The sequence below is a fragment of the Bacteroides luhongzhouii genome (assembly GCF_009193295.2).
GTDB lineage: Bacteria > Bacteroidota > Bacteroidia > Bacteroidales > Bacteroidaceae > Bacteroides > Bacteroides luhongzhouii.
In genome coordinates this window covers 1,518,457-1,532,407 of sequence record NZ_CP059973.1, presented here as the reverse complement: position 1 = coordinate 1,532,407, position 13,951 = coordinate 1,518,457, and the positions used below count along the sequence as shown (strand labels likewise).

The following is a 13,951-nucleotide window of genomic DNA, read 5'->3' as shown; positions in this document are numbered from 1 at the left end:
ATTCGATATGAAGAAACAGATTCTATATATGTTGTGCGCAACTGCTCTCCTGAGCAGCTGCCACATCTATAAGTCGTATGACAGACCCGAAGACATTACTACTTCCGGCCTGTATCGCGATCCGGTAGCGGAGAATGATACGCTGGCTTCGGATACAACCAACTTCGGTAATCTGCCGTGGAGAGAAGTCTTCACCGACCCACAACTCCAGTCTCTCATCGAAGCGGGACTGAACCAAAATACTGACCTCTTGTCCGCTGCACAGAATGTAAAAGCGGCAGAAGCGTCCCTGATGTCAGCTCGTCTGGCTTATGCCCCGTCACTAGGATTGTCTCCGCAGGGAACTATCAGCAGCTTCGACAAGAACGCAGCTACCAAAACTTACTCACTGCCTGTTACAGCTAGCTGGCAGGTCGATTTATTCGGTCAGTTGCTAAACTCTAAACGAAATGCGCAAGTTACACTGAAGCAAATGAAAGCTTACCGCCAGGCAGTACAAACACAAGTTGTCTCTAACATCGCCAATATGTATTATACATTAATGATGTTGGACCGCCAACTGGAAATAACCAAAGCCACGGCTGAAATTCTGAAACAGAATGCCGAGACAATGGAAGCAATGAAAAACTCTGCTATGTACAATATCAATTCGGCAGGCGTAGAACAGAGCAAAGCTGCTTATGCGCAAGTACTTGCCACTATTCCGGACATTGAACAAAGCATCCGTGAGACAGAAAATGCCCTGTCCACTTTCCTCGGAGAAGCTCCCCATGCCATCAAACGTGGTGTATTGGAAGCACAAGTACTTCCGACGGAACTTTCCGCAGGGATACCCATTCAATTGCTATCCAACCGTCCGGACGTGAAAGCAGCCGAAATGTCACTGGCAAGCTGCTATTACAATACAAATTCGGCACGTGCTGCATTCTATCCGCAAATCACGCTCAGCGGCTCCGCCGGATGGACAAACAGCGCCGGAAGTGCGATTATAAATCCGGGTAAGTTGTTGGCTTCTGCCATTGGTTCACTTACGCAGCCTCTATTCTACCGGGGTCAGAACATAGCCCGGCTGAAAGCTGCAAAAGCACAGGAAGAACAAGCTAAACTTTCCTTCCAGCAAACACTTTTAAACGCCGGAAGCGAAGTCAGCAATGCGCTAAGTTTGTACCAAAAAACCTGTGAAAAAGTAGAATCTCGCCAAATGCAGGTAGAATCTGCTAAAAAAGCTTCGGAAGATACAAAAGAATTGTTTAACTTAGGGACCTCAACCTACCTGGAAGTACTATCGGCACAACAGTCTTACCTGAGCGCACAAATCTCTCAGGTTTCCGATTGCTTCGATCAGATGCAGGCCGTAGTAAGCCTTTACCAGGCATTGGGTGGTGGAAGAGAAGAATAACTTTAAACATATACTATTATGATTAGTCCGTTAGCTTACGTAGATCCCGAAGCAAAGCTGGGTAAGAATGTAACAGTTCAGCCTTTTGCCTACATTGAAAAGAATGTAGAAATCGGGGATGACTGCGTCATCATGTCTTACGCTAGTATCTTGCAAGGTACTAAAATGGGAAAAGGAAACAAGGTACATCAGAATGCTGTTCTCGGAGCGGAACCACAAGATTTCCACTATACTGGAGAAAAAAGCAGCCTGATTATCGGAGATAATAACGATATTCGTGAGAATGTAGTAATCAGCCGCGCTACATTTGCCGGCAATGCTACCAAAATCGGAAACGGAAACTATCTGATGGACAAGGTACATCTTTGCCATGACGTACAAATCAGCAATAACTGTGTGGTAGGTATCGGCACCACTATTGCAGGAGAATGTACATTGGATGACTGCGTTATTCTAAGTGGAAACGTTACCCTACATCAATATTGTCACATAGGAAGTTGGACACTGGTACAAAGCGGATGCCGTATATCTAAAGATGTACCTCCATACGTTATCATGTCAGGAAATCCGGTGGCATATCACGGTGTGAACGCCGTAGTTCTTTCCCAACATCATAATACATCGGAAAGAATCCTTCGTCACATCGCTAATGCATACCGTTTGATTTATCAGGGTAATTTCAGCATTCAAGATGCCGTACAGAAGATTATTGATCAAGTTCCTATGAGTGAAGAAATCGAGAATATTGTCAATTTCGTAAAGAGCTCGGAAAGAGGTATTGTGAAATAAACAAAATGACTTATATAGAAAGAAAGGGTGATGCTCAAAGAAAAGCGTCACCCTTCTTTTTTATAGACGGATGACGCAATAGATAATATTTTTATAAATGGACGAAACTTCAGTGATTCAGCGTCACTAGTGATTCATCTTCAAATCCAGAAATTCAATTCATCATTCAAATTCCAAAGTACCGAAGAAATCGGGGCGGTGGAAATCCGGTTGGTCAATCTCTATCGGATTCCATGAAAGGAAATGAGGAGTCTGCAACTCATCACCACACTTATAGAAATTAGCTTTTATCTCCTTTTCATCGAGTGATTCAATCTGATGCTTAAAGAATACAGCATACGGAATGATGAGAGCAACTTCCCAGTCTGTCTCCTCGACACGTTCCGCAAAAGGCTGATTACCCAGACTAGACCAACGTTGCACAAGAGCAGTCACTTCTTTCGGCGCATGTTCCCGGTTGTTACGAACTGGGCCGGCACCCACCAGAATAGTTCCGATGCAATTACATTCTATATTATAATAGATCCCGTCGCCTGCAGGTATAGAAAAGAATTCTACACAGGAATCAGTCCATACAGAACCGTTATCTTCACCGTACTTGGCACGTACACTCTCCTCTTTCACTTTAAAGTGTAGCAAAATTGAGTTCTGCGTGTGAGCAATGCGAAAGTTCACTTTGGGTTTGTATGGATATTCAGCCCAATTGACACAGTGAATCGGCTGAAAATCTATTTTTTCTTCATCGAATAATTTAGGAAGCGAACAAGCCTCCACGTTAGCCGCACTAATTTTCTTTACTTTCATATATCTTTCGTTTGAATGATACAAATATAGTTACTTTCTTTGGTTTACACCTTATTTCCATGTTATTTTTAAATCGCAAATTATTCCATTAAAATGCAATTATTAGTTAAATCTTGTCTATCTTTTATATAATGAGATATTTTTTCATATATTTGCCTGTACTTAACCGATTAAATAGATGCTATTTATGAAAACATCCCTTAAAGACATAGCAGAAACATTAAAATTATCCAAGACTACAGTCTCTTGGGTACTTTCTGGCAAAGGGGATGAAAAAGGCATCAGTCTCGCCACACAAGAAAAAGTATTTCAATGTGCCAAGCAGCTCAACTACCAACCTAACTTACTGGCCAGAAGCCTGAATACAGGTATATCAGGCACTATCGGGCTAATTATACCGGATATTACAGACTCTTTTTATTCCAAAGTTGCCCGCTCTATAGAAATGGAAGCGGAAGCACAAGGCTACTCACTAATGATTTGTAGCTCTGAGTCTGAAATAGAAAGAGAAAACAGGATGATCCGATTATTCAAGGCGAAACAAGTGGACGGAATCATAGTAGCCCCCACAAAAGTTTCTAAAATTGAAATACAGAATTTAGTCAAGGAGGGTTATCCACTGGTCTTATTCGACCGTTACTTTCCTGAGATGCAGACAAACTACATCATTATTGACAATGAAGGCAGCAGTTACGAGTTGGTTAAAAGGATGATCGATAATGGATCATCCAAAATAGCTATTATCACAACAAACCCCCATCTCCGCACAATGAACATGAGACGGGAAGGGTATGCCAGAGCTTTAATCGAAGCTAATCTGCCCGTTGACCCTGATCTATATGGAGAAGTGACTTTTGTGGATTATGAAGAGAATGTTTTCAAAGCATTAGATCAGATTTTCAGCAAAGTACCCGATGTAGACGGGTTCTTTTTCACAACACATATCTTAGCTTTGGAAGCCTTCCGCTACTTTTATGAAAAAGGAATCAATATAAATAAAGGATATGAACTAGCTTGTATTCATGGAGTATCTGCATTCCGTGTCTTAGCCCCCAATATGAACATCGCAAGAATGCCAATAGAGGAGATTGGTAAAAATGCTGTAAGAATCCTACTTGGCGATATCAAATATCGCCTAGAAAATTCCAGTGGAAAGAGAGAAGTAGAAACACTTGTCCTGCCGTGCTCATTACCTTAATTGTAATTTTTATATTTTTCCCTAATTACTTAACCGGTTTAGTGAAAGTAGTTAAGGATATTAGATTAGCTGATGTAACAAAAAAGAAAATAATATTCTAGTTATTAACAAAAAGATACAGAATTATGAAGCTCCAAATTAAAAGTGAAAAACACATGCTGGCTCTATTAGGACTTCTTGTATGGGCATGTAACAGCAATAATATTGATATTGAAAATATGCGATGTGAATACCAAGCCGCTCCGATGGGCATTGATTCACCGGCACCACGTTTTACCTGGAATTACACAACCAGCAATGAAGATGAGACAGAGTTTTCTCAAAATAGTTACCAACTATGTATCGCCACCCGGGAACAAGATCTGGGAAACTCATCTGAGAATAGCTGGCAATCCGACACAATCTACTCTGGTATTCCTTATGCGATCTATCAAGGAGCAAAAAAACTAAAACCCAGAACTCGTTATTATTGGCAAGTAACAGCATGGGACAAGACAGGAAACCATAAAATAACCTCTCCCATATCCAGTTTTGAAACTGCCCAGATCAATCAAAGTGACTGGACAGGAGTATGGATTACTGATAATCACGATAAAGACTACCCTTCAGCACCCATGCTCCGCAAATCGTTTACCACTCAAGAGAAAATACAGCAGGCAAGATTGTATGTAAGTGCAGCAGCATATTATAAAATGACACTAAATGGCCAGCCGGTAACGTCTTCACATCTCAACCCGGGTTTTACTCATTACGATAAAAGAAATCTATATAATACATACGATGTAACCTCACTACTACATACAGGAGAGAACGTACTATCTGCAGTACTTGGAAACGGATTTTACAACGAAGCAGCTCCTGTAGCAACATGGAGCTATGAACAAGCCCGCTGGCGTAACCGCCCGAGAATGATCTGTGAAATGCATATTTCATACACAAACGGAGAAGAACAGATTATCACTTCAGACTCCAGTTGGAAGACCGCCACTGGTCCCTATGCGCAAAACAACATTTATAGTGGTGACACGTATGATGCGCGTCTTGCAATTGCCGGATGGAATAAACCGGGTTTTGATGACTCTAAATGGACGAACGCAATTCAGGTAGATGCTCCTTCTCCCCTACTGATATCACAGAACATGCCCGCTATTGCGACTGAACAATTTATCTCCCCGGTCAATATGCGTTCTTTTGGTGATACAGTTTATGTATATGATTTCGGAGTTAACATGTCAGGAGTCTGTACACTTTCTATCAATGGTGAAAAAGGGACTAAAGTCGACCTGCAACACGGCGAATTATTAAAAGATAACGGACGCCTGGAAATGCGCAACCTAGATATTTATTATAAACCATTGCCTGGTCTTGCATTTCAGACAGACACTTATATATTAGACGGAGAACAGGGTACATTCACTCCCGATTTCACATATCATGGGTTTCAATATGTAGAAGTACGTTCAGACCGCCCAGTGAAACTAACAAAGGAAAGTTTAACAGCGCAATTTATACATACGGCTGTTCCCCCTACCGGCAACTTCAGCTGCTCTAATGAGTTATTAAATAAAATATGGAAAGCGGCCAACCAATCATACTTATCAAACCTGATGAGCATCCCGACCGATTGCCCCCAAAGAGAGAAAAACGGATGGACAGCCGACGCACATATAACAATGGATCTAGGATTACTGAACTTTGACGGCATTACTTTCTATGAAAAATGGCTCGATGATATGGTCGACAATCAGAATGAAGAAGGACGTATCTCCGGAATCATTCCTAGCTCCGGATGGGGTTATGATGACTGGATAGGACCTGTATGGGATGCTGCAATGTTTATCGTCCCCATGTCAATCTACCATTATTATGGAGATACCAGAAGTATTGAAAAAATATGGCCTGTATGCGTCAAATACCTTGATTATCTTGCCGGACGCGAAGATACGGAAGGAACCGTAACTTATGGAATCGGTGATTGGGTATTCTACCAAACGCAAACTCCTACAGCATTCACGACTACCTGCTATTATTATTTAGACCATCTTTATATGGCTAAATTTGCAGAACTCATAGGAAAAGATGGAAATCGCTACGCAAAAAAAGCAGAGGAGTTGAAAGCACTTATCAACCAGAAATATTTCGACCAATCAAAAGCGATTTATGCCAATGGCTCCCAAGCAGCACAGGGAGTTGCCTTATACCTTGGAATCGTGCCGAAAGAATATGAGCAGCAAGTCGCAGACAATCTCTCAATGATGATAAAAGCCAATAACAATCTTCTCGATTTTGGAGTCTTAGGCAGTAAAACAGTTCTGCGAATGCTTTCTAAACATGGATATGCTGACTTGGCTTATCAGATGGCTGCGCAAGAAGAGGCTCCTTCCTGGGGCAACTGGATAAAACAGGGATTCACTACGCTGGGAGAAACATGGATACTCTCACCCGAATTTAGAGATGCTTCTGTGAATCATATGTTTTTGGGAGACGTTAATGCATGGATGTATAATGTGTTGGCGGGTATTAATTATGACGAGCAAGAGCCCGGCTTTAAACATATTCTTATCCAACCCCACTTCGTAAAAGGTCTTGACTGGGTAAAAGCAGAATATAAATCTGTAAATGGAATCATCCGTTCTGAATGGGAACGTAAAGGGGAGCAGGTGATTCTTAAAGTTACAATCCCGGTGAATACAAATGCAACAGTAGAATGTAATGGTAAAAAGATAGATTTAGGATCAGGAAAACATCAGCTAACATTTTAATTAAAATAAAAGAAAGGAGGTTTTTAATAAATATATAAAGAAATAAAAATGAGACCGTTATGCAATACTATAAAAATAGATCGCAAATTACTTTGTCACACCATCAATCAAATCTATTAACAATGAAGAAGATTAGTACACTAATATTTTTGATACTTCTCACTTACACAAGTGATACTTTTGCCGATTCCGGTAAATCCATCTCCTTAAACGGGACATGGGAGCTCTCCTATTGGCTACAACCTGAAGAACCTGTAACTTCTCCAAAAGACATGCAACTCGTTGAAACGAGGCATTTACCGGCCCAGGTTCCCGGTAATGTGGAACTGGATTTAATGGCTGCCAACTTAATCAAAGATCCAATGATTGGCAGTAATGTAAACGACCTACGTAAATGGGAAGGCTATCAATGGTGTTATTCCAAATCATTCGTAGCCCCACAAATTGAGTCAGGCCAACATTACCAACTCTTTTTTGCCGGAATAGACTGCCTGGCTGACATCTGGTTAAATGGGAAACATATTGGCAAAGCAGAAAATATGATGATTGAACATGCTTTCGATGTAACTAAGGAAATAAAAGCAGGAGAAAGCAATCAACTTCAAGTAATACTCCGTTCATCTGTTATCGAAGGACAAAAACACATGCTAGGAACATTCAGTATTGGAAACTTTCCTTCTGAAGAATCCGTATTCATCAGAAAAGCTCCGCACACTTATGGATGGGATATCCTGCCACGCTTAGTCAGCGCTGGTTTATGGAGAGATGTCGAGCTGCGCATATTGAATCCGGTACGTCTCACAGATGTCCATTATATGGTCGCTAACGTGGACACTGCCACCCGGAATGTCCGCTTGTATACAGATGTACAAGTGAAATTACCCTTCGACAAATTCGATAAAGTAAAAGCCGTATATACATTAAGCCGCCATGGGAAAGAAGTCTATAAAGGAAGTTCTATTGTTGCTTCCCCGGCATTCCGGTATATAATGGAAATCAAGAATGCAGACTTATGGTGGCCGAGAGGGTATGGAGAGCCTGCTTTATATGACGCCAAAGTAGAGTTGGTGGATTCCGACGGAACAATTCTGTCTACTGACAATAAGCGGGTAGGTCTTCGTACAATCCAACTGGACATTACAGATATCAACCTGCCACCGGATCATCCGGGTAAATTCTGCTTCATTGTCAATGGAGAACCTATTTTTATCCACGGAACCAACTGGGTGCCAATGGATGCACTCCATAGCCGGGATCATTCTTTTATAGACGAGTCTATCCGCATGGCCGCAGAGCTAAACTGCAATATGATACGTTGCTGGGGAGGCAATGTGTATGAAGATCATCATTTCTTTGATTTATGTGATGAAAACGGTATTATGGTATGGCAGGATTTCACGATGGGATGTACTTTCTATCCTCAACGCACCTCATTCACACAAGCATTGGAAAAAGAAGCCATTTCCGTCGTATGCAAATTACGCAATCATCCGTCACTGGTCTTATGGTCGGGAAATAATGAAGACGATTGTGCACTACGCTGGTCTTTACAACCATTTAATATTAACCCGAATCACGATGTAGTAAGCCGTAAAGTGCTTCCGGCTGTTATATATGAGTTTGACCCTACACGCCCTTATCTTCCCAGTTCTCCTTACTACAGTCAGGCTGTATACGAAAAAGGAAGTGCCGATCAGTATTTACCGGAGAACCACTTATGGGGACCTAGGGGGTATTATAAAGATAAATTCTATACAGATGCTACTTGCTGCTTTGTCAGCGAAATCGGTTATCATGGCTGTCCGAATCTCGAAAGTCTACAGAAAATGATGACGAAGGATGCCGTATATCCCTGGACAAAGAATCATGAATGGAATGACGAATGGGTTACTAAATCCGTACGCAGATTCCCGGAATGGGGAAAGACATTCGACCGTAACAATCTCATGATTAACCAGGTACGCTTGCTTTTCGGTGAAGTTCCTTCCAAACTGGACGATTTCATATTCGCTTCTCAATCAGTACAGGCAGAAGCTATGAAATATTTCATAGAGATGTGGCGTGGAAAGAAATTCGACGATAAGACCGGTATTATCTGGTGGAATCTACGGGACGGCTGGCCAGTAATCTCTGATGCAATTGTTGACTATTACAATTCAAAGAAGATGGCATATTATTTCATCAAAAATGTTCAGCAAGACGTTTGTGTACTGATCAATGATGCAGAAGACGGAAATTATCCACTGATAGCAACCAATGATACACGCAGTGTACAAAGTGGAAATGTAACAGTAACAGACGCCTCCTCCGGTCGCAAAATCTACGAAGGCACCTTCCGTATCCCAGCTAATGAAAAGGTTAAAATAGCCTCACTGCCAGAAAAAAGCGGTCAGGGAATCTATCTGATTCAATACCAAATCGGTAATCAGAAATTCATGAACCACTACCTCTACGGTAAAGCTCCTTTCAGCCTGAAAGAATACAAGCGATTGTTACAAAAAACAGGATTATACGCTAAAAAATAATACTTATGAAAGAGAACATGTTAGGAATTGACGTAGGAGGCACCAAATGTGCCATCATCTACGGTATCAAAGAAAACGACGAGCTACATATCATCGACAAAAAGAAGTTTGACACGACAACAGTCGACGAAACAATAGCAAGAATCCTCTGTGAGACCGAAAAGATGATGCAACTCCATCAACTAACCCCCACTAACACAAAAGCGATTGGAATCTGTTGCGGAGGTCCCCTCAACAGTGAAACAGGTATTGTCATGTCACCTCCTAACCTGCCGGGATGGGACAACATTCCCATTGTGGAAATGGTAGAGAAAAGAATGGGTGTTAAAACCAGCTTACATAATGACGCCAATGCCTGTGCGTTAGCCGAATGGAAATTCGGGGCAGGAAAAGGAACTAAGAATATGGTCTTTCTCACATTCGGTACGGGATTGGGAGCAGGATTAATATTGAATGGCAAACTGTATACAGGCACCAATGACAACGCCGGAGAACTGGGACATATCCGTCTGTCCGATTTCGGTCCTGTAGGATATGGCAAGAAAGGTTCTTTTGAGGGATTTGCCAGTGGTGGAGGCATTGCGCAACTCTCCAAGATGTATGTTATGGAGAAATTACAAACCGGACAGAAAGTTGAATGGTGCACTTTACAGGAACTAGACCAGCTTACCGCACGGAAAGTAGCTGAAGAAGCCGCAAAAGGTGACAAATTAGCCCAAAGCATATACGAAACATCTGCCATTTACCTGGGAAAAGGATTATCCATGGTGATCGATATATTAAATCCGGAAGTCATTGTGATAGGTGGTATCTATACCCGGAATAAAGAAATGATGGAACCCATCATGCAAAAGATCATCGATCAGGAGGCATTATCCTGTGCAAACAAAGTATGTAAAGTAAAACCGGCTGCCTTGGGAGAACAGATAGGAGATTATGCTGCTCTTTCTGTGGCCGCCAACTTAACCGATTAACCATCATGAAAGAGCTTATTGAAACAACACTGGAAGAAGCCCGGCAGACGTTAGAAAGTTTTCTAGGAGAAGCAACGACAGTCGGGGTTATTTCACAGGCAGCCTCTGCCTGCGCCGAAGCACTAAAAGCCGGGAATAAGATCATCAGCTGCGGCAACGGAGGCTCCTTATGTGACGCCACCCACTTTGCAGAAGAACTGACCGGACGTTACCGCAACAACCGAATCCCCCTACCGGCTATTGCAATCAATGACCCTGCCTACATGACCTGTGTGGGAAACGACTTCTCGTTCAACGATATATTCTCAAGATACGTAGAGGCTATGGGGTGTAAAGGAGATGTATTATTGGCCATCAGCACAAGCGGACATTCCGAAAATATTCTGAAAGCTGCCGTACAAGCACACAGCAATGGAATGAAGGTGATAGCGCTGACTTCAAAAGGAGAGAATGAACTGTCCCGACTGGCAGACATCGCAGTCTGCGCACCACGAGCAGCACATTCCGACAGGATACAAGAAATTCACATCAAAGTGATCCACATTCTGATTCAGGCAATTGAAGCAGAATTAGGCTTTGAATAATAACCTACTAAATTTAATCATATGGCAATGAAAATGAAACATATCAGTAAAACTCTATTGAGCATTGTTTGTACACTTTGGGGAATGTCCGCTTGCTCGGATGATTATAATAAATATGACGATTGTCCGACTTGTGACTACTACTCTGTTGCAGTAGGAAGTTCAACAGGAACTCCGGTTCGTGCTATTGGCGTCGAAATGGATCCGCATTTCTTTTCACAAAACATCACCCGCAACGATGGTTCAAAAGCTGAAGACTGGGAAAATATAGTCGTACGACGGGTAAAGAAAATGAAGATACAGCAGTTTCGAATCATGATGCAGCCACAATGGTGGGAGCCTTCCAACGACAATAATGATCCTAATGTAGCAGATATGAGCAAGTTCACCTTTGATTCGGAAGAGATGCAGTCCGTATATAAAGTGTTGGATTTGGCCCAGGAAAATAATATCGGAGTCACATTAGTCGTATGGGGATCCATTACCAATATCGACTTACTATCAGGTATCAACAGCGGCCAGATGCATTTCTTGTGTGATGCACGAAGCCATAATGTTAACCCGGGGTGGATTGCCGGTACGGATAACTATGAAGAATTTGCCGAAAACTTCTCCACAATGGTGAAATACCTGATAGAGGAAAAACACTATACCTGTATCAACCAGATTACTCCGTTCAACGAACCGGACAGCCATATAGCCGGTTACGGACGCATCATGTGGCAAGGCGATTTTGAAACGATGGGTTGGCCGGACACTTACGCTCCCATGGTGAAAGCACTGGATGCCAAGTTCAAAGCCGACGGAATACGGAACAAGGTACACTTCAACCTTTCTGATAACACAGACGGCACTCCGGGATATATCGCAGCCTGCGTCTCTGCTTTCACTAACGACGAAGCTGACTTGTATAATTCTCATGTATACAAATTTGATTACGATACTCCTAATTCAACTCTCGTAAATTGGGAACGTCAGAATATAGCTTCCTCCGGAGGTAAAAAACATTTTGTCGGAGAATTCGGTTTCCCGGGATATGGAAGTGCCCGCCAATACGGAATAGACACATACATAAGAGGGGTACAACTCATCCGCGTCGCCCTGAACTATCTGAATGCCGGTGCTTGCGGAGTCAGTTACTGGAGTCTGATCGATCAATATTATAACCGCAATGCTTCTTATTCGGAAATGCAACAACTTGGTTTATGGAAATACCTAAAATCCGCTTACACCGCAGATCCGGACGTATATGCCAAAATCAAGGAGGATTATGAAGTGCGTCCCCAATACTATGCATACAGTCTGTTGACACGCTTTGTCCGCCAAGGAGATGAAGTGTATCCATTAGACCTCGGTGACGAACTGATAGCCGGAAGTGCTTTCCTCAACACAGAGGGAAAATGGACATACGTACTTTCCAACGGCACAGACAAAGACAAGATGATACAGCTGGAAAACGACAAAGAAGGTGCGAATGGAGAATACAATGTCTATAAATATATGGAAGGGCGCTTACCGGAAGGAGATAATCTGATAGAAGCGACAGAAACAATCACCACACAAGAAAATAACCTAAAACTTAAATTATCTCGTTCATCAATCAGGGTATTAGTACAAAAATAGAAGTGTATATGCCCCATTTAGTGGGCATATATATACACCGTGTTGGGCATATATATACACCACGCTAGCCATATATATCTACCATGCTGGATATATATGTCCACCAACCAAGTTATTTATCATCAAAAGTACACGAATGAAAAAAGAAATATCCATAGTAAAAATGCTCTCCGTCATGTTCGGATTCTTCGTTATGGGATTTGTAGACATTGTCGGAATAACCACGAGCTATGTGAAGAATGATTTTAGCCATCTCACAGACACAATGGTTAATCTCATCTCCTTATCCTGTTTCTTGTGGTTTCTGGTGCTTTCCATTCCTACCGGAATGTTAATGAATCGCATCGGACGCAAGAGAACAGTATTGCTTAGCTTCGCATTTCATGTATTAGCCATGTGTCTTCCACTCATTGCATACGACTTTACCGCTATATTAATTGCATTCGCCTTGATAGGTATCGGCAATACTTTACTGCAGGTTTCACTCAACCCATTAGTAACGGATGTTGTTGCAAACGACAAGTTGACAGGTACATTGACTTTGGGACAGTTTGTGAAGGCAGTCAGCTCATTCCTGGGTCCTATCCTGGCAGCCTGGGTGGCCGGTAGCTTCTTCGGATGGAAAATGATATTCCCCATTTATGCCGTACTGTCATTACTCGCTCTGATATGGTTATGGCTTACTCCGATACAAGAGAAGCAACAGGAGCAAAAGAACATTTCCTTCAAAGTCACCCTCGAATTATTCAAAGACAAATACATTCTTGCCTTTTTCATTGGCATCCTCGTACTGGTAGGTGTAGACGTAGGTATCAATATGACTTTTCCCAAGTTTCTGATGGAACGTTGTGGCCTGCCACTGACCGATGCCGGAATGGGCAACAGTGTCTATTTCTTCGCCCGTACTGTCGGAGCCTTTCTGGGCGGCATCCTGTTAATGAAATATTCAGAAAGTAAATTCTATATTTATAGTGTCTGGATAGCCCTCGCAGGATTGATCCTGATGATTGTAAGCACTAACCTATGGTTTATCCTCGGGTGTGTGGCGATTTTCGGAATCGGATATGCCAATCTGTTTTCCATCATCTTCTCTCTGTCCTTGAAACGCATCCCCGAAAAAGCGAATGAGGTATCGGCTCTTCTGATCGTCGGTGTGTCCGGCGGTGCGGTCCTTCCTCCTATTTTAGGAGTAATTACCGATTCATTCCACAATCAGTTATCCGCAATTATAGTCCTTGCTATTGTATGGTGCTACCTGATCGGAATAATGAAAAAAATAAAAACTACATAAAC

At 42.2% G+C, this 13,951-nt stretch carries 10 protein-coding genes; 9 read left to right on the top strand and 1 reads right to left on the bottom strand.

All coding sequences use genetic code 11. The features are described from left to right. Positions 1 to 7 precede the first annotated feature (7 nt). Positions 8 to 1,399 (top strand): efflux transporter outer membrane subunit, encoded by a 1,392-nt coding sequence (locus GD631_RS05560; protein WP_143256727.1) that lies wholly within the window; start codon positions 8 to 10, stop codon positions 1,397 to 1,399. A gap of 18 nt (positions 1,400 to 1,417) precedes the next feature. Further along, on the top strand, positions 1,418 to 2,188 hold the full coding sequence (gene lpxA / locus GD631_RS05555; protein ID WP_143256726.1) for an acyl-ACP--UDP-N-acetylglucosamine O-acyltransferase: 771 nt from the start codon (positions 1,418 to 1,420) through the stop codon (positions 2,186 to 2,188). A gap of 162 nt (positions 2,189 to 2,350) precedes the next feature. Here lpxA and GD631_RS05550 read toward each other — a convergent pair whose 3' ends face one another. Then, entirely contained in the window at positions 2,351 to 2,992 is a 642-nt protein-coding gene (locus GD631_RS05550) for a carbohydrate-binding family 9-like protein (RefSeq protein WP_143256725.1), read from the bottom strand. Positions 2,993 to 3,179: 187 nt separating this feature from the next. Between GD631_RS05550 and GD631_RS05545 the strand changes: the two genes are divergently transcribed. The 7 genes from GD631_RS05545 (at position 3,180) to GD631_RS05515 (ending at position 13,949) form a co-directional block, all read left to right on the top strand. Beyond that, complete coding sequence (locus GD631_RS05545; RefSeq protein ID WP_143256724.1) at positions 3,180 to 4,190, top strand: LacI family DNA-binding transcriptional regulator; 1,011 nt, start codon at positions 3,180 to 3,182, stop codon at positions 4,188 to 4,190. A gap of 125 nt (positions 4,191 to 4,315) precedes the next feature. Then, positions 4,316 to 6,952, top strand: coding sequence for a family 78 glycoside hydrolase catalytic domain (locus tag GD631_RS05540; RefSeq protein ID WP_143256723.1), 2,637 nt, complete (start codon positions 4,316 to 4,318; stop codon positions 6,950 to 6,952). A gap of 122 nt (positions 6,953 to 7,074) precedes the next feature. After that, on the top strand, positions 7,075 to 9,477 hold the full coding sequence (locus tag GD631_RS05535) for a glycoside hydrolase family 2 protein (protein WP_143256722.1): 2,403 nt from the start codon (positions 7,075 to 7,077) through the stop codon (positions 9,475 to 9,477). 5 nt (positions 9,478 to 9,482) lie between these two features. Further along, complete coding sequence (locus GD631_RS05530) at positions 9,483 to 10,451, top strand: ROK family protein (RefSeq protein ID WP_143256721.1); 969 nt, start codon at positions 9,483 to 9,485, stop codon at positions 10,449 to 10,451. A gap of 5 nt (positions 10,452 to 10,456) precedes the next feature. After that, complete coding sequence (locus GD631_RS05525) at positions 10,457 to 11,035, top strand: SIS domain-containing protein (protein WP_143256720.1); 579 nt, start codon at positions 10,457 to 10,459, stop codon at positions 11,033 to 11,035. A 21-nt stretch (positions 11,036 to 11,056) separates the two neighbouring features. Beyond that, positions 11,057 to 12,658: a glycoside hydrolase gene (locus tag GD631_RS05520; RefSeq protein WP_143256719.1), complete on the top strand. Its 1,602-nt coding sequence runs from the start codon at positions 11,057 to 11,059 to the stop codon at positions 12,656 to 12,658. 136 nt (positions 12,659 to 12,794) lie between these two features. Next, entirely contained in the window at positions 12,795 to 13,949 is a 1,155-nt protein-coding gene (locus GD631_RS05515; RefSeq protein WP_143256718.1) for an MFS transporter, read from the top strand. Positions 13,950 to 13,951 lie beyond the last annotated feature (2 nt).